Raw genomic sequence first — 17,838 nt, 5'->3', positions numbered from 1 at the left:
CGGCGGGTCGCCGCTCGGCATCGGCCGCTGTGTTCCCGAGCCTGCAAGTTCAATGGCCCTTCAAGTCAAGCCCGCGCGCTGCCCCGCGCCGCCGCCCGGCCCGCCGCCGGGACGGACTGTCAGTGGCGGGGTGCACGATGTGACCATGGCGAGGAGCACGGGCGCGGGTACGGGCAGCGGCAGGGACGCGAAGCGCGGGCGGCGGCGCGGGCGCGGGGCGGGCGGCGTGGCCCCGCCGCGGCTCCCGGAGGTCGAGCTGCCGCGCCTGCGGCCGTACGAGGAGAGCGGCCTGCACCCGGACGGGGACTACGACGGGCTGGCCTTCACCGGCCTCGACCTCGGCGGTGCGGACGGCGCGGGCGCCACCTTCCTGGAGTGCGGCCTCTCCGGCTGCTCGCTCGACGAGACGGTGCTGCGGCAGGCGCGGCTGCTGGACACCGTGCTGGACGGCGCCTTCGGCGTCGGGACGAACCTGGCGGGCGCGCAGCTGCGCGACGTGGAGCTGACGGACGCCCGGCTGGGCGGCGTCCAGCTGCACGGCGCCCAGCTGCTCCGCACCCTGGTGCGCGGCGGGAAGATCGACTTCCTCAATCTGCGCCAGTCCACGCTGACGGACGTCACCTTCCAGGACTGCGTCCTGGTCGAGCCGGACTTCGGCGGCGCGCGCCTGGAGCGGGTGAGCTTCGCCGGATGCGCGCTGCGGCAGGCCGACTTCAGCAACGTGACCCTGCGGGACGTCGACCTGCGGGACGTCACGGAGCTGAGCTTCGCGGCCGGGGTCGACCGGCTGGCGGGGGCCGTCATCAGCCCGGCGCAGCTGGTGGACCTGGCCCCGGCGCTGGCGGCCCACCTGGGCCTCCGCATCGAGGACGGCCCGGGGCAGGCGGGTCCCTGAGGGCCCTCCCCGCAGCGGGCTCACAGGGGACGGCTCCGCCGACGCAGCGATCACCGGGCCTCCCCCGGCCCGCCCAGGGCCGCGGAAAGGGGCCGCGCCCGCTCAGACGCGGGGGAAGCGTGCCTGCAACTCCCAGACGACGGGGTTGCCGTCGAGGCCCTCGTGCATGTCGATCAGGTCGGCGAGGAGGTCCTGGAGGAAGTCCCGGGCCTCCCGGCGCAGCGTGTCGTGCCGGACGGTCAGCGGCGGCGCGTCCGCGCGCTGCCAGTCGGCCGTGATGTCCACCCAGCCGAAGCGGCGCTCGAAGACCATGCGGTCGGTGCTCTCGGTGAAGTCCAGCTCCGCGCGCTGAATGCGCGCGGCCCGGCTGCCGAGGGGGTCGGCGTCGATCCGCTCGACGATGTCGCACAGCGCCCAGCCGAAGTCCAGCACGGGCAACCAGCCCCAGGCGGTGGCCAGTTCGCGGTCCGTCTCCAGGTCGGCGAGGTAGACGTCGCCGCAGAAGAGGTCGTGCCGCAGGGTGCGTACGTCCACCGCGTGGTAGTCGGTCTGCGGCGGGTCGGGGAAGCGCCCGGAGAGGGAGTAGCCGATGTCGAGCACGCCCTGATGGTTTCACGCCCCCTTACGGCCGCCGCCCTGGGCATGCCTGCCCGAGCCGCCAAGTCACCCAGGGTGACCGGTTTGCGACAAGACGTCGCCGCGGACTAGCGTTCCCGTACGGACACGCTCGCGCGATGGCGCGTACAGCGGGGTCGCTGTACGGTGGGAATATGTCAAAGCACGTCACGATCCGCCTGGACGAGGAGTTCCACGAGCGCCTCAAGGCTCGCGCGGCGGAGCAGGGCACGACGGTCACCGCGCTGATCACCGAAGCGACGAAGCGCGAACTGGACGAGGACCGGACGAGGTTCCTGGCCGGTATCGACGAGTTCGCCGAGCATTGGGACTACTTCCAGGAGCGATTCGGACTGTGAAGATCACGATGGAGTGGGCGTGGAGCGCGCTGGCGCACCACCTTCCCTCCGACCCGACCGTGTGGGACCCCTCGGGCGTGGTGGCCGCTGTCGCCCGGCATCAGAACGACCTCGTGCTCGTCGCGGACCAGCCCGCGCCGGACATCGCCTGGCGGGCCGCGGCCTTCCTGCACACGCTGGTGGTCTGCCCGCCGCTGGAGTCCCCGATGAACGAGTTCTACGCCGCCGCCGCGACGCGCTCCTACCTGCGCGTCGCGGGCGCGAAGGCGCTGCCCGACGCGGAGACCTTCGCCGACCTCGTCGACGCGGCGAAGCAGGGGCGTGCGGACGTCAGCACGGTGGCCCAGGAGCTGCGCACCCGCCTGGAGTCCTGAGCGAGCACCGCTCCACGCGTACGCGGCGGCCCCCTCCCCGAACTCCGGGAGGGTGCCGCCGCGTACGCGTGGAGCGCGGGAACCTCAGACGTATCAGATGTTGACGCCGAAGTCCTGCGCGATGCCGGTGAGACCGGCGGCGTAGCCCTGGCCGACGGCGCGGAACTTCCACTCCGCGCCGTTGCGGTACAGCTCACCGAAGACCATGGCCGTCTCCGTCGCCGCGTCCTCGCTCAGGTCGTAGCGCGTGATCTCGGCGCCGCCCGCCTGGTTGACCACGCGGATGTAGGCGTTCCGGACCTGGCCGAAGTTCTGGCTGCGGGTGTCGGCGTCGTAGATCGAGACCGGGAAGACGATCTTGTCGATGTCCGCCGGGAGCGCCGCCAGGTTGACGTTGATCGCCTCGTCGTCGCCCTCGCCCTGACCGGTGAGGTTGTCACCGGAGTGCACGATCGACTGGTCCGGGGTGGCCTTGTTGTTGAAGAAGACGAAGTGCTGGTCGGAGTAGACCTTGCCCTGCGCGTTGACGGCGATCGCGCTGGCGTCGAGGTCGAAGTCCGTGCCGGTCGTGCTGCGGACGTCCCAGCCGAGGCCGACCGTGACGGCCGTGAGGCCAGGCGCCTCCTTGGTGAGCGAGACGTTGCCGCCCTTGGACAGGCTTACAGCCATGGAGATGCCCTTCTCTAAGGAAACTCAGCGAACTCTGGGGCCTCCCCGGACCCAGGGCCCAGGGAAGGGTCTGAACCCTCACCCTCTCACCCTTCCCAACGCAGTCGGACGAGGGGCGGGTTCCAGGTTTCTTTACCTTCTTTGCCAGATCTTCCGGCGCGCACCGCCCGTCGGCCGGAAAAACACGGTGACGCGCGGCCCGCGCGGCCCGCATCATGGACACATGTCCGGTCCACACGTCATCCGCGGCTCGGTCTCCCTCCCGGAGGCCGAGCTGAGCTGGCGATTCTCCAGATCCTCCGGGCCGGGCGGCCAGCATGTGAACACCAGCGACAGCGCGGCGGAGCTGCGCTTCGACCTGGCGAGGACGGAGTCGCTGCCCGAGGTGTGGAAGGCGCGCGCCCTGGAGCGGCTGGCGGGCAGGCTGGTGAACGGCGTCCTGGTGGTGCGGGCCAGCGAGCACCGCTCCCAGTGGCGCAACCGCGAGACCGCGGCCGTCCGCATGACGGCGCTGCTGGCGGAGGCGACGGCGCCGCCGCCGCGCCCCCGCCGCAAGAAGAAGATCCCGCGCGGCATCAACGAGCGGCGGCTGCGGGAGAAGAAGCAGCGCGCGGACGTGAAGCGCGGGCGCACCGGCCGCGACTGGGCCTGACGGCCCTCAGGCCCGGCGCTCGCCCGCCGGGTACCGCCGGAACCTGTCGGTCGGCACCGCCAGCTCCAGGTCGCGCCGCGGCCGGACGGCGGCGTCAGCGCATCGCGTGGCGGCCGCGGCGCTTCGACTTCCTGCCGCCGCTACCGCTACCGCCGGGGCCGCCCGGCCCCTGGCCGTCGTCCGCCGAACGCTCCGACGCCTCCGCCTCCGCCTTCTTCGCGGAGCCGCGCCGCGCCCGCAGGTACTCGATGACGATGGGCAGCACGGACAGCAGCACGATGCCGATGAGGATCGTCTCGATGTGCGCGTGCACGAAGTCGATCTGGCCCAGCCCGGCGCCCAGCAGCGTGACGCCGGCGCCCCACAGGATGCCGCCGATGACGTTGAAGATGACGAAGAGGCGGTAGTTCATCCCGCTGACGCCCGCGATGATCGGCGTGAACGTCCGCACGATCGGGACGAAGCGGGCCAGCACCAGGGACTTGGGGCCGTACTTCTCGAAGAACTCGTGCGCCTTCTCGACGTTCTCCTGTTTGAAGACCCGGGAGTCCGGGCGCCGGAAGAGCGCCGGGCCGACCTTGCGGCCGAAGAGGTAGCCGACCTGGTCGCCGACCACCGCCGCGATGACGACGAGCAGGCACACCAGCCACAGCGGCTGGGTCAGGTACTTGCCGGTCGACACCAGCAGCCCCGTCGTGAAGAGCAGCGAGTCGCCCGGCAGGAAGAAGCCGATCAGCAGGCCCGACTCGGCGAAAACAATGATCAGGATGCCCGCCAGGCCGAAGGTCTGGATCAGGTAGTCCGGATCGAGCCAGCTGGGCCCGAGTGCGAGTTCGGTCACCGGGCAGTCTCCTCGTCGTACGAAAGGACCAGGCCACGGTCGGGGATCGAAGGGCGGCCTGATCCTTGTCTCGAGCCGCCTGTCGGATTCGAACCGACGACCTTCTGTTTACAAGACAGATGCTCTAACCAGCTGAGCTAAGGCGGCGTGCCCGTCAGTGTACCTGGCCGCGACGAGCCGCTGACGGGGAGTTTCCCCTGCCTCGCGGGGGCGGGAACGGCTGCCCCCGGGCTACTGACAAAGCCGCGGCCCACGGGTTAACGTCACCCGACGTCCCCATCTGAGGACTAGACCTTTACTACGGATCGTCCGGCACGTACCTGCCGGTGAAGGAGAAGAGAACATGGCTACGGTCACCTATGACGCGGCGACCCGGATCTACCCGGGCCAGACCAAGCCGGCCGTCGACAAGCTCGAGATCGACATCGCGGACGGCGAGTTCCTCGTCCTCGTCGGCCCGTCCGGCTGCGGCAAGTCCACCTCGCTGCGGATGCTCGCCGGCCTGGAGGACGTGGACGGGGGCATCATCCGCATCGGCGACCGTGACGTGACTCACCTCCCGCCGAAGGACCGGGACATCGCGATGGTGTTCCAGAACTACGCGCTGTACCCGCACATGACCGTCGCCGACAACATGGGCTTCGCGCTGAAGATCGCGGGCGTGCCCAAGTCGGAGATCAAGCAGAAGGTCGCGGACGCGGCCAAGATCCTGGACCTCACGGAGTACCTGGGCCGCAAGCCCAAGGCGCTCTCCGGCGGTCAGCGCCAGCGCGTCGCGATGGGCCGGGCCATCGTCCGGGAGCCCCAGGTCTTCCTGATGGACGAGCCGCTCTCCAACCTCGACGCCAAGCTCCGGGTGCAGACCCGTACGCAGATCGCGAGCCTCCAGCGCCGCCTGGGCATCACCACCGTGTACGTCACGCACGACCAGGTCGAGGCCATGACCATGGGCGACCGGGTGGCCGTGCTCAAGGACGGCCTGCTCCAGCAGGTCGACACCCCGCGCAACATGTACGACAAGCCGGAGAACCTCTTCGTCGCGGGCTTCATCGGCTCCCCGGCCATGAACCTCGTCGAGGTGCCGATCACCGACGGCGGCGTGAAGTTCGGCAACAGCATCGTGCCGGTCGAGCGCGAGGCCCTGGCCACCGCGTCGAGCAAGGGCGACACGACGGTCACCGTGGGCTGCCGCCCCGAGCACTTCGACCTCGTCGAGGGCAACGGCAAGGCGCTCTCCAAGGACGAGCCCGCCGGCCTCGCCGTCGACGTGAACGTCGTGGAGGAGCTGGGCGCCGACGCGTACGTCTACGGCAGCGCCAAGCTCGGCGGTAACCACGAGGAGCTGGTCATCCGCGTCAGCGGGCGCGAGGTCCCGGCCAAGGGCTCCGTGATCCACGTGGTGCCGCGCGCCGGTGAGACCCACGTGTTCTCGACCTCGACGGGCGCCCGCCTCAGCGACTGACCGCTTCAGCGACTGACCGCCTCAGCCGCTGACCGCCGGGGCCGCCCTCGGCGGCTGGACAGCGTGCCACGAGTGGGGCCGTACCTCCGCAGTATCAGGAGGTACGGCCCTCTTTCGATTCCCGGCGTCAACACGCAGCGGACGCGGCGAAGTTCCTCGTCCCCCGGAAGAGTGACCAAATGTCGCCAAATCATCACCCGCCGCTACCATCGCCACCGTGAACCACGCAGCCCGCCGCATCGGCCGATCCCTCGCTCTCGTCCTCCCGGTCGTCCTCGTCCTGTCCGGGACGCTCGCGGTCACCCGCGTCCCGTGGGCGACCACCTCGCCCACCGGCACCCAGGTCCTCACCGCCGCCGACCAGGCCTCCTCCCCACGGGGCGCCGACGCCCCCCGCACCCCGCAGGAACTCCTCCGGGACCGCCTGATCGCGGAACTGCGGGAACGGGACCCGGGCGCCGCCCTCACCAGCCTCCAGAAGGAGATGAACCGCAAGCCGTCGCTGGCCCGCCACTGCAAATCGATCGCGCAGGCCCTCGGGCGCGCGGCCGTCCAGAAGTACGGCGCCTCGCACCGCGCCCAGGCGTTCGCCCGCCCCGTCTGCGACACCTCCTTCGCCACGGGCGTCGCCCAGCTGCGCTGAGCCGCCCCCAGGGACAGCACGGGACAGCACGAGAGGACACAAGAGGGCACGGGAGAGCACAGGACAGCGCTTAGGCTGCGCTGCATGACCCGTGAGCAGCCTGACCCGTACGCCCCGCACGCCGCGCACCCCCCGGGGGAGCCCGGGGTCCCGCCCGAGGCGGCGCACCCCACCCAAGCCGTGGTGCTGGCAGGCGGCCAGGGGTCGCGGCTGCGCCCGTACACCGACGACCGGCCCAAACCGATGGTCGAGATCCCCGGCACCGGGGTGCCGATCATCGGCCATCAGCTCGCCTGGCTGGCCGCCGAGGGCGTCACCGACGCCGTGGTCTCCTGCGGCCATCTCGCCGAGGTGCTCCAGGACTGGCTGGCCGGTACCGAACTGCCGCTGCGCGTCAGCACGGTGATCGAGGACGAGCCGCTGGGCCGGGGCGGCGGGCTGAAGTTCGCCGCGGCCTCGCTGCCACGGCCCGCCGAGCCCTGGTACGCCACCAACGGCGACATCTGGACCCGCTTCTCGCTGCGCCGGCTCGCCGACTTCCACGCCGAACGGGACGCGACGGCCACCCTCGCGCTGGCCCGCCCGCACATCCCCTGGGGCGCCGTGGAGACCGACGAGTTCGGGCACGTGCTGGACTTCATCGAGTCGCCGCCGTCCCCGTACCTGATCAACGCGGGCGTCTACGTCTTCTCCGCCGCCTTCGCCGACCTGCTGCCGGAGCGCGGCGACCACGAACGTACGACCTTCCCCCGACTGGCCCGCGAACGCAGGCTGGCGGGCTTCCCGCTGCCGCAGGGGGCCTACTGGCGGGCGATCGACACGGCGAAGGACCTGACCGAGGCCGCGCGGGAGCTGGGCGGCGGCTGACGGGGGCCGGGGGTCTCAGCTGCGGTCGGCCGGGGCGGGGTCGCTGCGCCAGCGTGCCCGCAGTACGCCGTCGGCGTCCGGCAGTACGCCGGTCATCAGCGGACGGCGCCGGGAGACGTACCCGGACAGGACGGCTGCGGCGCGTGCGCCCGCCATCCGCGCCGCGACGTCGGCGAACTGCGACTCGTCGGCGAAGGTGCTGCGTATCCGCCCGTCGTCGTCCTCCCAGACGAACTCGGCCCCGTCGTCGGGGAGATCCGCCAGAACGGCGGCGACGTCGGCCGACAGTGTCGGCCAGACGGCCAGTCGTGCGCGCGGGGTGAGCCGTGCGCGGATCGACTCCAGGTTGCCGGTGGTCAGCCGGTGCCGACGGGAGACGTTGAGGACCGGCTGCTCCTCCAGGATCGCCGCCTCCCCCGTGGAGACGCACCACGCCAGCCGTGCCCAGAACACGTCGTCCGCGGAGCGCTGTTCGCCCGGCTCCTCGTCATAGGTGGCGTCGTGGGGGGAGTCCCGCAGCCGCGTGGCGGTGAACCCGAGCGCGCCCGCCTGCGCCAGGGCCGCCTCGCAGGGTGTGCTGCTGCCGATGTACACGTGGTGGTCGTCTCCGACGTGAACAGCGAGGACGCCGTCCGCCTCCAGGCGGCACCAGGCCCCGGCGTCGCGGAGCATGACCCGCACCAGCCGCAGTGCGACCGGCACGGACACCTGTGCGCCGTCGTGGAAACCGTCCAGGTCGTCGGGGAACAGTCCGCTCAGGCCGTGGCCCGCGACCCTCGGCTCACGGCCGAAGGACTGGGGGCCGGGGACAAGCAGGGGTTCGCGGACGGACAGGTGTGCCGCCCCGCTCTCCTCGGCGAAGGCGGCGACCACCCGGACGTACGCGTCCTCGGCAGGACGGGGGCTGCCGGCACGGGCATCCGGGGTGATCGCGTAGACATGGCGCGGCATGGCGCCATCCTCTCCGAGCCAGGAGACGCACGGCCCACCGGGCCCACCGCACCGGGCCCACCGCACCGGTCCGACAGCACGGCCCACCCGACGCCGGTCGTCCCCGGACTCAGCCGCCCAGCAGGCCGCCCAGCGACCCGCCGCCGCTCCCGCGGTCGCCCGACCCGCCGCTCCCCTCGCGGGCGGCACCGCCGCTCCCGTCCGGCGCGGCGCCGCCGTCGCCGCCGGAGGTGCCCGTCGTGCCGTCCCCGGCGGGCACCTCCACGCCCGAGGTGGCACCCGCGGTCGGCGCGGTGGCGGGGGGCGGCTCGGCGGCCGGGGGCGCCGTCTGCTGCGGCGCCTGTACGGTCTGCTGCTCGGCGGGTGTGCTCGGCCCGCCGGAGGGCGCGCCGGGCGTGCCCGGGCTGGACGCCGACGGGCTCGGCGAACGGACGGCGTCCGGTGACCGCCCGCTCCGCTCGCGCCCGTCCGGGCCGCCGCTCGGGCCCGGCTCCCGGGGCAGCGCGGAGCCCGGCAGCTGGTTCGTCGGCGGCTCGCCCGGACCGGGCACCGTCACCGTCTGGGAGGAGCGCACCGCGCCGCCCAGCAGCGCGCCCACCAGCAGCGCCGCACCGGCCACCACGGCGGCCAGCGTCCCGCCCCGGCGCAGCACCCGGCGCCGCAGGTCCGCCAGCTCCACGCGCGGGCCGAGCCGCCGCCACGCCTCGCCCGCGAGCCGGGCGTCCACCGAGTAGACGGGAGCACCCGCGATGATCAGCGGGCTCCAGGCGGCGAGGTAGATGATGTCGGGCGCGTCGTACGCGGGCACCGTACGCCAGCTCACGGTCATGATCAGGGCGGCCGAGAGCAGTACGCCGACGCCGGCGGAGAGCCGCTGCCAGAGCCCGCACACCGTCAGCACACCGACGATGACCTGGAGGAAGGCGATGGTGAGCCCGGCGCCGACCGGGTGCGCGAGCGCGAACTCGTGCAGCGGCGTGGCGATCCCCCACGGCTCCAGCGAACGGAGCCAGGTCACCATCGAGCCGCGCTCGCCGCCGTCGAAGTAGACCGGGTCGCAGAGCTTGCCCATCCCGGCGTAGATCGAGATGAAGCCGAGGAAGATCCGCAGCGGCAGCAGTACCACGCCGAGGTTCATCCGGCGGCCCGGATAGTACGCGTGCCGCACGGAGTTGACCCGGCGCGCGGACGCCGGCGTGCCCGGCTTCGGCAGGTCCGGGGCGTGCGGCTCCGCGGCGCCGTACTGCGCCGTGTGCTCCGCCGCGCCGTACTCCGCGGCCTCGCCGCCCGCCTCCGGTGTGCCGTACGGCCCGGGGGCGCCCGGCTCGTCGTACGCGCTGCTGACCGGACGGACCCCGGTCAGCAGCGGCTGCGTCGTCTCGGAGGGCTGGGGGCCGCGCGGACCGACGATCCGGGGGATGGACTGGGTGTCGGCGTCCAGCGGCTGCTCGCCCGCGTACCCGGCGCCGTACCCGCCCGGGTGCGACTGGTGGCCAGGGTTCCCCGGGTGCCCGTGGTGGCCCGGGTACTGCGGATGGCCCGGGTGCTCCGGGCGGGGTGCGACGACGGTGCCCAGCCCGGCGGCCGGGACCCGTACGGCCTGGAGGAGGCGCGTCGCCCCCGTGTCGCCCGGCCCGGTGCGACCGCTCCACACGAGGGGCGGGCGCCGCCGCCGGGCGCTCAGCGCACCGGCAGCACCCGCACCGGCCGTGCCCGTGCGCCCCGCCGCCGCCAGGACGCCGCGCTCCCAGGCGGCCCGCTCGCGCGCGATGTCGAAAGCGGAGTTCCGCGGCGCGGGCCCGGCCAGCCGCACCCGGAAGCTCGCGTGGTTCACGACGACCTGCGCGGGGTCGCACGGGACCTTGACCGTGCTCAGCACGTACTCGTCGTCGACGAATCCGCGCGCTGCGCCCTTTTCGGCCCCCTCGTTCCGACGGCCCGGCGGGACGCTCTTGCGGGGTGTTCTGGTGTCCACACTCATCTAACCGAGTGACGGACGCTTAAGACACTGCCTTGACCGCCCCGAGTGTCCGAGACCCGTCAAGCCCCGCCGAGCCGCTGGTCAGGCGCGCCTGCGGGACGCCTCGTAGAGCACCACGCCCGCCGCGACGCCCGCGTTCAGCGACTCCGCGCCGCCCGGCATGGGAATCCGCACCCGCAGGTCGCAGGTCTCGCCGACCAGCCGGGAGAGCCCCTTGCCCTCGGAGCCGATCACGATCACCACCGGCCCGTCCAGCACGTTCAGCTCGTGCAGCTCCGTGTCGCCGTCCGCGGCCAGCCCGACGACCGTCACGCCCGCCTTCTGGTACGCCTCCAGGGCGCGGGTCAGATTGGCCGCCCGCGCGACGGGGATACGCGCCGCGGCACCCGCCGAGGTCTTCCAGGCGCCCGCCGTCATGCCCGCGGCCCGCCGCTCCGGGACGACCACGCCGTGCCCGCCGAACGCGGCGGCGGAGCGCACCACGGCCCCCAGGTTGCGCGGGTCGGTCACCCCGTCGAGCGCGACGATCAGCGGCTCCTCGCCGTCGTCGTAGGCGGCGGCGGTCAGGTCCTCCGGGTGCGCGTACTCGTACGCCGGCACCTGGAGCACCATGCCCTGGTGGTTGAGCCCGTTGGTCATCCGGTCCAGCTCGGGCCGGGGCGCCTCCATCAGGTGGATGCCGCCCCGCTCCCCGGCCACCCGCAGCGCCTCGCGCACCCGCTCGTCGTTGTCGATGAACTGCTGCACGTGGAGGATGCTCGCGGGCACGCCCTCGCGCAGCGCCTCCAGCACCGAGTTGCGCCCCACGACCATCTCGGAGGTGCCCTTCGACCCGCCGCGCCGCGGGCCGCCGCCGCCGCTGGGCCTGCCCTGCGCCCGGCGCGCCTTGGCCTGCGCGGCACGCTGCTTGGCGTGGCCCTTGCGCATCTCGGCGGGCGGCGTCGGGCCCTTGCCCTCCAGCCCCCGACGGCGCTGACCGCCACTGCCGACCTGCGGGCCCTTCTTCTTGGACGTACGCCGGTTGTGCTGGCTGTTCCCGGCCATGAGGCCACCTACTTCTCTGCTTGCTGCCGTCGAATCCGCTTGCCGCCGTCGGTCGAACGGCCGGGCCGGACGTGCCCCGACGGGCTGCCGAGGTGCTGCTCACGGGTGTCCGGAAGTCTCCAGGGTACGGGGCCCGGCCCCGCCCCTACCGCCCGCCGCCGCCCAGCTCCCAGCGCGGGCCCGCCGGAGTGTCCTCGATGGCCAGCCCGGAGCGCTGGAGCTGGTCGCGGATGGCGTCCGCCGCGGCGTAGTCCTTGCGCTGCCGCGCCGCCTGCCGCTGTTCGAGCACCAGGGAGACCAGCGAGTCCACCACCTGGTGCAGGTCGGCCTGGGTGCCGCCCGCCTCGCCGCCGCCGTCCGCCGCCCGCCACACCGGGTCCAGCGGGTCGAGGCCCAGTACGCCCAGCATGGCCCGCAGCTCGGAGCAGCGGGCCGCGGCGCTCTCCTTGTCGTCGGCGGTCAGCGCGGAGTTGCCCTGCCGGAGGGTGGTGTGCACGACGGCGAGCGCCTGCGGCACGCCCAGGTCGTCGTTCATCGCCTCGGCGAAGGCGGTGGGCACCTCGGCGGCGGGCTCGATGTCCCCCACCAGATCCACCACCCGGTGCAGGAAGCCCTCGATCCGGGCGAACGCCGTCTCGGCCTCGCGCAGCGAGTCGTCGCTGTACTCGATGGTGGAGCGGTAGTGCGGGGTGCCCAGGTAGTAGCGCAGGACGATGGGGCGCCAGTGCTTGACCATCTCGCCCACCAGCACCGAGTTGCCGAGCGACTTGCTCATCTTCTCGCCGCTCATCGTCACCCAGGCGTTGTGCACCCAGTAGCGGGCGAACTCGTCGCCGTACGCGCGGGACTGGGCGATCTCGTTCTCGTGGTGCGGGAAGACGAGGTCGACGCCGCCGCCGTGGATGTCGAAGGCGCGGCCCAGGTACTTGTGCACCATCGCCGAGCACTCCAGGTGCCAGCCCGGCCGCCCCTCGCCCCACGGCGCCGTCCAGCTGGGCTCGCCGGGCTTGACGGCCTTCCACAGGGCGAAGTCGCGCGGGTCGCGCTTGCCGGTCTCGCCCTCGCCCGCGGGCTGGCGGAGGTTGTCCAGCTCCTGGTTGGACAGGGCGAGGTAGTCGCCGTAGGAGTGCACGTCGAAGTAGACGTTGCCGTCCGCCGCGTACGCGTGCCCGCGGTCGATGAGCGTGCTCATCATCTCGATCATCTCGGGGATGTGACCGGTGGCCCGCGGCTCGTGGGTGGGCGGCAGGCAGCCCAGCGCGTCGTACGCGGCGTTGAAGGCGCGCTCGTTCTCGTGCCCGATCGCCCACCAGGGGCGGCCCTGGTCGGCGGACTTCGCGATGATCTTGTCGTCGATGTCGGTGACGTTGCGGACGAAGGTCACCGCGAGGCCCTGGTACTCGAACCAGCGCCGCATGATGTCGAAGTTGAGGCCGGAGCGGATGTGCCCGATGTGCGGGGCCGCCTGCACCGTGGCACCGCACAGGTAGATCGAGACGCAGCCCGGCTGGAGCGGGACGAAGTCGCGGGTCTTCCGGGCGCTGGTGTCGTACAGGCGAAGAGTCACGCGTCAAGGGTAGACGGACCTCGGCCCGCCCCGTGCCTGGTTCCCCGACGCGCTCAGAGTCGGCCGACGACTTTCCGGGGAGTGACGCGCACGACGACGCGCTCCGCGTCCTCGGCCGCGCGCGGGTTGAACTCGGCGTAGCTCTTGCCGACGTACTTGCGCGCCAGTTCGTCGATCAGCTCCTGGCCGCCCTCGGTCGTCAGCTCCACGGTGCCGCGGATCTCCGCGTACGTGTACGGCTCGTCGGCCGGCTGCACGACGACGGTCACCCGCGGGTCGCGCCGCAGGTTCCGCGTCTTGCGGCGGTCGGCCGTCGTGGAGATCAGCAGTTCCTCGCCGTCCCGTTTCACCCACACCGGTGAGAGCTGCGGGCTGCCGTCGGGCTGGATGGTGGCGATGGTGACGAAGACGGGGGTGTCGAGGGTCGTCTTGAGATCCTGCGAGAGGGTGGCGGTCACGGGAGTCCTTCCCTGCGGGCGGGTGCTGCGGGCTGGTGCTTGTGGCGGGTGCTGCGAAAGGGGTACCTCGCAGGCCGGGGGCGCATGCGGAGCCCCCCGGATTGCCACCCGGTTCCCGCACTCCGCACCGCGCCCCACTCCGCACCGCACGCCGTGCCCCGCCGGTCAGCCCGGAGGCGCGTCCGCCGCCCGCACCACCAGCGCCGTCGCGACGGCCGCCAGGCCCTCGGCCCGGCCGGTCAGCCCGAGACCGTCCGTGGTGGTGCCGGAGACGGAGACCGGCGCGCCGACCGCCGCCGAGAGCGCCGCCTGGGCCTCCTGCCGCCGCTTTCCGATCTTCGGCCGCACCCCGATGACCTGGATCGCCACGTTGCCGATCTCGAAACCGGCCGCCCGTACGATCCGCGCCGCCTCGCTGAGCAGGGCGACGCCGGAGGCGCCGGACCACTCGGGCCGGTCGGTGCCGAAGTGGGCGCCGAGGTCGCCGAGGGCGGCGGCGGAGAAGAGCGCGTCGCAGGCGGCGTGCGCCGCGACGTCGCCGTCGGAGTGCCCGGCGAGCCCGAAACCGCCCGACTCCGCGTCTTCCCACAGCAGTCCGCCGCACCACAGGGGACGGCCGCGCTCGAAGGCGTGCACGTCCGTGCCGACGCCCACCAGCGGCAGCGCGGGCAGCCGCGGGGACGCAACCGCGGCGGGAGGCGCGGACGGGTCCTCAGAAGCCATCGGTGGCCCTCCTGCGCGCGAGCACGGCCTCGGCCAGTACGAGATCCAGCGGGCGCGTCACCTTGAACGCCTCCTCGTGGCCCGGCACCACCACGACCTGGACGCCCATCCGCTCGACCATCCCGGCGTCATCCGTGGCACCGTCGCCCTCCGCGGCGATCCGCGCGTGCGCCTCGGCCAGCGTCTTGTACGCGAAGCCCTGCGGCGTCTGCACGGCCCGCAGCAGCGCCCGCTCCGGAGTGCCGACCACGGGCTCGGGCTCGCCGGGCCGCCCGGCGGGCTCGACCTGCTTGACGGTGTCCGCCACGGGCAGCGCCGGCACGACGGCGGGCGCGCCCTCCCGTACGGCCGCCGCCACCGCGTCCACGGTGTCGACCGGGACCAGGGGGCGCGCGGCGTCGTGCACGAGCACGATGCCGGTGTCGGCGGGGAGCGCGGCGAGGCCGAGGCGTACGGAGTCCTGGCGGGTCTCGCCGCCGGGGACGACGACCACCTCCACGTCCTCGGCCGAACGGTGGCTCAGGTGCTCGTCCAGCAGATGGCGCACCTCTGCGGCGCCGTCCGGTGGAGCCACGACGACCACCAGCGAGACGGCCCGCGCACGGGCCATCGCCCGGACGGCGTGGACCAGCATCGGGGTGCCGTTCAGCGCGCGGAGGGCCTTGGGCGTGCCGGGGCCCAGCCGCACCCCGCGGCCGGCCGCGGGGATCACCGCGGCGGTGACGGGACCGGCGGGCTCGGATGACTTCGGTTGCGCGTTCAGGTTTGTTTCCTCAGCCGGGATGGGTATGGCCACAGCGTGCCGGGCGCGACGCTCGATCGGCCCCTTCCGTGACGACCGGTCGAGTCCACTGCCCGGGCCCGGCACACCAGAGCAGAGCACGGCACGGCAGGCGTACGACCCGCGGGGGGCGCACGACGCACGGTACGTACACGCAGGGCAGGCAGCAGAGAATACCGGTGGGAGATTACCGCCGAGAGATCACCGGTGAAAGACGTGCCGATGACAGACATGCCGCAGCGCCCGGATAGGAAGAATCCCGGGCACCACGGCATGTGTGAAGCGAGGCGGGCCGCCGCTGGCAGGCCACGTCTCCTTCTCGGGGTCGGTCAGGACGCGAGGACCTCGTCGAGCAGAGCCTCGGCCTTGTCTTCGTTCGTCTTCTCCGCCAGAGCCAGCTCGCTCACCAGGATCTGGCGGGCCTTGGCGAGCATTCTCTTCTCACCGGCGGACAGACCGCGCTCGCGCTCGCGGCGCCACAGGTCGCGGACGACCTCGGCCACCTTGATCACATCGCCGGAGGCGAGCTTCTCGAGATTCGCCTTGTAACGCCGGGACCAGTTCGTCGGCTCCTCGGCGTACGGAGCGCGCAGCACCTCGAAGACCTTGTCCAGCCCCTCCGAGCCGACAACATCCCGCACACCCACGAACTCCGCATTGTCCGCCGGGACACGCACCGTCAGATCGCCCTGCGCGACCTTCAGAACCAAGTAGGTCATGTCCACGCCTTTGATCTGGCGAGTTTCGATTGCCTCGATCAGCGCGGCCCCGTGATGGGGATAGACCACGGTGTCGCCAACCTTGAACGTCATGTGTCAGGTACCCCTTCCGTGACTATCCATGCTAACACGGGAACCGACCGTTCTGAATGACGTTTTCGCAGGTCAGGGCATATTTCAGGGCTTGACAAGGGCACCCGGATCGTGCTGCGGAAGCCCGTTCGGGGCGGGTATCCGCAGGTCGGGGCACGTCTGCGCGCGGCACGAAACACGCGTCTTCCCGGTCCGAAACATGCGCCCCGCGCGGAGTTTTGCACCTTTTGTCCGTGTCAAAGGCTTGGGCCGTTCGGCCGTTCCCCGGAATTGACCCGAGCCTGAGTTGATCTCCGGCGAGCCGAGTTGATCAATTCCACCGGCCTCTCACATTCCCTCCGGGATTCGCCCGTACGGTGAATCACCCGCGCGGCCAATCGCCCGGACGGCCAATCCCCGCTCGCGGATGTACGGCAGATATTCCAGGCTCGGGCACACGGGGCATCCGCCGTGCGGCCCTACCCCGGAGGGGCGGGTGCGGAACCCGTGAAGGGGGTCGGTAACCTGAGCCCTCAGCAGATCACCACCGTCCGCGACCGGGCACGCCGTTCGGCCGCCAGAGCCTGTCCTAGGAGATGCCGCCGCCGTGAGCAGCAGCCTTCGACGCGGCACCCTCGCCGCCACCGCCCTCGTGCTCTCCGCAGCCACGCTCACCGCCTGCGCGGCCGGGAACGACGCCGAAACCCTCCAGATCCAGCCGGACAACGCCGCGGCCAGCGTCGGTGACATCAAGATCCAGGCCGTCAACGTCATCACCACCGGCAAGGACGGCGACGGCCCCGCGGCCGTCACCGCGAAGCTCTTCAACACCAGCGACAAGGCCGAGACCCTCCAGGGGATCAGCATCGACGTCGCCGGCGTCCGGGTGGAGCTGGCCCCGGCCAAGGGCGAGACCCTCAAGGTGCCCGCCCACGGAGCGCTGGCGCTCGGCGGCAAAGGCAACGCCTCCGCCCTCATCCTGACCGGCACCTCCGCCCTGGAGAACGGCTCGGCCCCGCGGCTCAGCTTCGACCTCAGCCGCACCGGCTCCGTCAAGCTGCGGGCCACCGTGATGCCCGAGGAGCACGGCACCTACGAGGACTTCGGGCCGACCGTCAAGCCCACCGAGCCGTCGCCGTCCCAGACGCCCGGCGGCGAGTCCACCGACACCCCCGAGGGGACGGAGGGCGCGGAAGGCACCGAGGGGACCGAGGGCGGGGAGCAGCCCGCGCCGGACGCCTCCGCCGAGGGCGAGCAGGGCACGCAGGAGGAGCCGGGCGCGCAGGAAGAGCCCGCGCCCGGCGCGAGCGCCCCGGCCGAGGAGGCCGCGGGCACCGACGCCGGGCACTGACCCCGGCGCCCGGGCACTGCGCCCGGCACCAGCGAGGAGCGCCACCACGTGCGAGGGCCCCGGCACCGCGGAAGCGGCCGGGGCCCTCGTCACGCAGGCGCCGCCGGACCTCCGTACGGCCTGCGCGCGGCGCGCGGTCTACGGCTCGAACTTGTACCCCAGCCCCCGCACCGTGACCAGGTAGCGCGGCGCGCCCGGATCGGGCTCGATCTTCGCCCGCAGCCGCTTCACGTGCACGTCCAGCGTCTTGGTGTCCCCGACGTAGTCGGCGCCCCAGACGCGGTCGATCAGCTGCATCCGGGTCAGCACCCGCCCGGCGTTCCGCAGCAGCATCTCCAGCAGGTCGAACTCCTTCAGCGGCAGGTCGACCTTGCCTCCGGAGACGGTGACCACGTGCCGGTCGACGTCCATCCGGACCGGACCGGCCTCCAGAGCCGCCGGGGTGACCTCCTCCGGCTCGCCGCGGCGCCGCAGCACGGCGCGCACCCGGGCGACCAGCTCACGCGAGGAGAAGGGCTTGGTCACATAGTCGTCGGCTCCTATTTCCAGGCCGACGACCTTGTCGATCTCGCTGTCCTTGGCGGTCACCATGATGACCGGGACGTTGGAGCGGCCACGCAGCTGACGGCACACCTCGGTGCCCGGCAGACCCGGCAGCATGAGGTCGAGCAGCACCAGGTCGGCGCCGTTGCGTTCGAACTCGTCGAGCCCTTCCGGCCCCGTGGACGCCACGGCGACCTCGAAGCCTTCCTTGCGCAGCATGTAGGACAGTGCGTCGCTGAACGATTCCTCGTCCTCGACGACGAGCACTCTG

20 protein-coding genes and 1 tRNA gene are annotated in these 17,838 nt (G+C 72.6%); 8 read left to right on the top strand and 13 right to left on the bottom strand.

Annotated features, from left to right (window positions below; all coding sequences use genetic code 11):
- The first annotated feature begins 145 nt into the window (after positions 1-145).
- Positions 146-895, top strand: a complete 750-nt coding sequence (locus H299_RS36195; RefSeq protein WP_037760539.1) for a pentapeptide repeat-containing protein — start codon at positions 146-148, stop codon at positions 893-895.
- A 102-nt stretch (positions 896-997) separates the two neighbouring features.
- Here H299_RS36195 and H299_RS0125310 read toward each other — a convergent pair whose 3' ends face one another.
- Positions 998-1,495, bottom strand: coding sequence for a hypothetical protein (locus H299_RS0125310; RefSeq protein WP_027750692.1), 498 nt, complete (start codon positions 1,493-1,495; stop codon positions 998-1,000).
- Positions 1,496-1,665: 170 nt separating this feature from the next.
- On the opposite strand from H299_RS0125310, the gene H299_RS0125305 reads away from it, so the two are divergent.
- A complete protein-coding gene (locus H299_RS0125305) occupies positions 1,666-1,869 on the top strand; it encodes a plasmid partition protein ParG (RefSeq protein WP_027750691.1) in 204 nt (67 codons plus the stop codon).
- Positions 1,866-2,243 carry a hypothetical protein gene (locus H299_RS36190; RefSeq protein ID WP_486587415.1) on the top strand — a complete coding sequence of 126 codons (378 nt, stop codon included), beginning with the start codon at positions 1,866-1,868 and terminating at the stop codon, positions 2,241-2,243. The genes H299_RS0125305 and H299_RS36190 overlap by 4 nt, the downstream gene beginning before the upstream one ends.
- 93 nt (positions 2,244-2,336) lie before the next feature.
- Here the strand turns inward: H299_RS36190 and H299_RS0125295 are convergent, their stop codons facing one another.
- Positions 2,337-2,912: a TerD family protein gene (locus H299_RS0125295; RefSeq protein ID WP_027750690.1), complete on the bottom strand. Its 576-nt coding sequence runs from the start codon at positions 2,910-2,912 to the stop codon at positions 2,337-2,339.
- Positions 2,913-3,135: 223 nt separating this feature from the next.
- Here H299_RS0125295 and arfB point away from each other — a divergent pair, with 223 nt between their 5' ends.
- Positions 3,136-3,564, top strand: a complete 429-nt coding sequence (gene arfB / locus H299_RS0125290) for an alternative ribosome rescue aminoacyl-tRNA hydrolase ArfB (RefSeq protein ID WP_027750689.1) — start codon at positions 3,136-3,138, stop codon at positions 3,562-3,564.
- Between the two features lie 94 nt (positions 3,565-3,658).
- On the opposite strand, the gene H299_RS0125285 is transcribed toward arfB, so the two are convergent.
- Positions 3,659-4,405: a VTT domain-containing protein gene (locus H299_RS0125285; protein ID WP_027750688.1), complete on the bottom strand. Its 747-nt coding sequence runs from the start codon at positions 4,403-4,405 to the stop codon at positions 3,659-3,661.
- Between the two features lie 73 nt (positions 4,406-4,478).
- A tRNA-Thr gene (locus H299_RS0125280) sits at positions 4,479-4,552 on the bottom strand.
- A gap of 196 nt (positions 4,553-4,748) precedes the next feature.
- On the opposite strand from H299_RS0125280, the gene H299_RS0125275 reads away from it, so the two are divergent.
- From H299_RS0125275 to H299_RS0125265, 3 genes are all read left to right on the top strand, one after another.
- Positions 4,749-5,867 carry a sn-glycerol-3-phosphate ABC transporter ATP-binding protein UgpC gene (locus H299_RS0125275; protein WP_027750687.1) on the top strand — a complete coding sequence of 373 codons (1,119 nt, stop codon included), beginning with the start codon at positions 4,749-4,751 and terminating at the stop codon, positions 5,865-5,867.
- A gap of 217 nt (positions 5,868-6,084) precedes the next feature.
- Complete coding sequence (locus H299_RS0125270) at positions 6,085-6,510, top strand: hypothetical protein (protein ID WP_027750686.1); 426 nt, start codon at positions 6,085-6,087, stop codon at positions 6,508-6,510.
- Positions 6,511-6,594: 84 nt separating this feature from the next.
- Entirely contained in the window at positions 6,595-7,377 is a 783-nt protein-coding gene (locus H299_RS0125265; RefSeq protein WP_078513030.1) for a nucleotidyltransferase family protein, read from the top strand.
- Positions 7,378-7,392: 15 nt separating this feature from the next.
- Here H299_RS0125265 and H299_RS36185 read toward each other — a convergent pair whose 3' ends face one another.
- The 8 genes from H299_RS36185 to H299_RS0125225 all read right to left on the bottom strand — a co-directional run bounded on the left by H299_RS36185 (position 7,393) and on the right by H299_RS0125225 (position 15,694).
- Complete coding sequence (locus H299_RS36185; protein ID WP_051262822.1) at positions 7,393-8,328, bottom strand: hypothetical protein; 936 nt, start codon at positions 8,326-8,328, stop codon at positions 7,393-7,395.
- 109 nt (positions 8,329-8,437) lie between these two features.
- Positions 8,438-10,309 (bottom strand): DoxX family protein, encoded by a 1,872-nt coding sequence (locus tag H299_RS0125255; RefSeq protein WP_027750684.1) that lies wholly within the window; start codon positions 10,307-10,309, stop codon positions 8,438-8,440.
- An 81-nt stretch (positions 10,310-10,390) separates the two neighbouring features.
- Positions 10,391-11,353 (bottom strand): 23S rRNA (guanosine(2251)-2'-O)-methyltransferase RlmB, encoded by a 963-nt coding sequence (rlmB, locus tag H299_RS0125250; protein ID WP_027750683.1) that lies wholly within the window; start codon positions 11,351-11,353, stop codon positions 10,391-10,393.
- A gap of 145 nt (positions 11,354-11,498) precedes the next feature.
- Positions 11,499-12,920 carry a cysteine--tRNA ligase gene (cysS, locus tag H299_RS0125245; RefSeq protein WP_027750682.1) on the bottom strand — a complete coding sequence of 474 codons (1,422 nt, stop codon included), beginning with the start codon at positions 12,918-12,920 and terminating at the stop codon, positions 11,499-11,501.
- 53 nt (positions 12,921-12,973) lie between these two features.
- On the bottom strand, positions 12,974-13,378 hold the full coding sequence (locus tag H299_RS0125240) for a PPOX class F420-dependent oxidoreductase (protein ID WP_027750681.1): 405 nt from the start codon (positions 13,376-13,378) through the stop codon (positions 12,974-12,976).
- Between the two features lie 165 nt (positions 13,379-13,543).
- Positions 13,544-14,101 carry a 2-C-methyl-D-erythritol 2,4-cyclodiphosphate synthase gene (ispF, locus tag H299_RS0125235; RefSeq protein ID WP_051262821.1) on the bottom strand — a complete coding sequence of 186 codons (558 nt, stop codon included), beginning with the start codon at positions 14,099-14,101 and terminating at the stop codon, positions 13,544-13,546.
- Entirely contained in the window at positions 14,091-14,864 is a 774-nt protein-coding gene (gene ispD, locus H299_RS0125230) for a 2-C-methyl-D-erythritol 4-phosphate cytidylyltransferase (protein ID WP_051262902.1), read from the bottom strand. The genes ispF and ispD overlap by 11 nt, the downstream gene beginning before the upstream one ends.
- 347 nt (positions 14,865-15,211) lie before the next feature.
- Positions 15,212-15,694 (bottom strand): CarD family transcriptional regulator, encoded by a 483-nt coding sequence (locus H299_RS0125225; RefSeq protein WP_027750678.1) that lies wholly within the window; start codon positions 15,692-15,694, stop codon positions 15,212-15,214.
- A gap of 586 nt (positions 15,695-16,280) precedes the next feature.
- Here H299_RS0125225 and H299_RS0125220 point away from each other — a divergent pair.
- The gene (locus tag H299_RS0125220; RefSeq protein WP_027750677.1) at positions 16,281-17,024 is read left to right on the top strand and encodes a copper chaperone PCu(A)C domain-containing protein; all 744 of its coding nucleotides are present in this window, start codon (positions 16,281-16,283) and stop codon (positions 17,022-17,024) included.
- Between the two features lie 138 nt (positions 17,025-17,162).
- On the opposite strand, the gene phoP is transcribed toward H299_RS0125220, so the two are convergent.
- Positions 17,163-17,834 carry a two-component system response regulator PhoP gene (gene phoP / locus H299_RS0125215; RefSeq protein ID WP_486587451.1) on the bottom strand — a complete coding sequence of 224 codons (672 nt, stop codon included), beginning with the start codon at positions 17,832-17,834 and terminating at the stop codon, positions 17,163-17,165.
- Positions 17,835-17,838 lie beyond the last annotated feature (4 nt).

This window comes from Streptomyces sp. CNH287, from assembly GCF_000424825.1.
The sequence above is the reverse complement of the archived record's forward strand: the minus strand, read 5'-3'. Positions and strand labels throughout refer to the sequence as shown.

Excerpts from the sequence above, each read along its gene's own strand:
- H299_RS36195 (WP_037760539.1), top strand. The coding sequence starts at position 146 with ATGGCGAGGAGCACGGGCGCGGGTACGGGCAGCGGCAGGGACGCGAAG.
- H299_RS0125305 (WP_027750691.1), top strand. The coding sequence starts at position 1,666 with ATGTCAAAGCACGTCACGATCCGCCTGGACGAGGAGTTCCACGAGCGC.
- H299_RS0125295 (WP_027750690.1), bottom strand. The coding sequence starts at position 2,912 with ATGGCTGTAAGCCTGTCCAAGGGCGGCAACGTCTCGCTCACCAAGGAG.
- arfB (WP_027750689.1), top strand. The coding sequence starts at position 3,136 with ATGTCCGGTCCACACGTCATCCGCGGCTCGGTCTCCCTCCCGGAGGCC.
- H299_RS0125275 (WP_027750687.1), top strand. The coding sequence starts at position 4,749 with ATGGCTACGGTCACCTATGACGCGGCGACCCGGATCTACCCGGGCCAG.
- H299_RS0125265 (WP_078513030.1), top strand. The coding sequence starts at position 6,595 with ATGACCCGTGAGCAGCCTGACCCGTACGCCCCGCACGCCGCGCACCCC.
- H299_RS36185 (WP_051262822.1), bottom strand. The coding sequence starts at position 8,328 with ATGCCGCGCCATGTCTACGCGATCACCCCGGATGCCCGTGCCGGCAGC.
- H299_RS0125255 (WP_027750684.1), bottom strand. The coding sequence starts at position 10,309 with ATGAGTGTGGACACCAGAACACCCCGCAAGAGCGTCCCGCCGGGCCGT.
- rlmB (WP_027750683.1), bottom strand. The coding sequence starts at position 11,353 with ATGGCCGGGAACAGCCAGCACAACCGGCGTACGTCCAAGAAGAAGGGC.
- ispF (WP_051262821.1), bottom strand. The coding sequence starts at position 14,101 with ATGGCTTCTGAGGACCCGTCCGCGCCTCCCGCCGCGGTTGCGTCCCCG.
- H299_RS0125225 (WP_027750678.1), bottom strand. The coding sequence starts at position 15,694 with ATGACGTTCAAGGTTGGCGACACCGTGGTCTATCCCCATCACGGGGCC.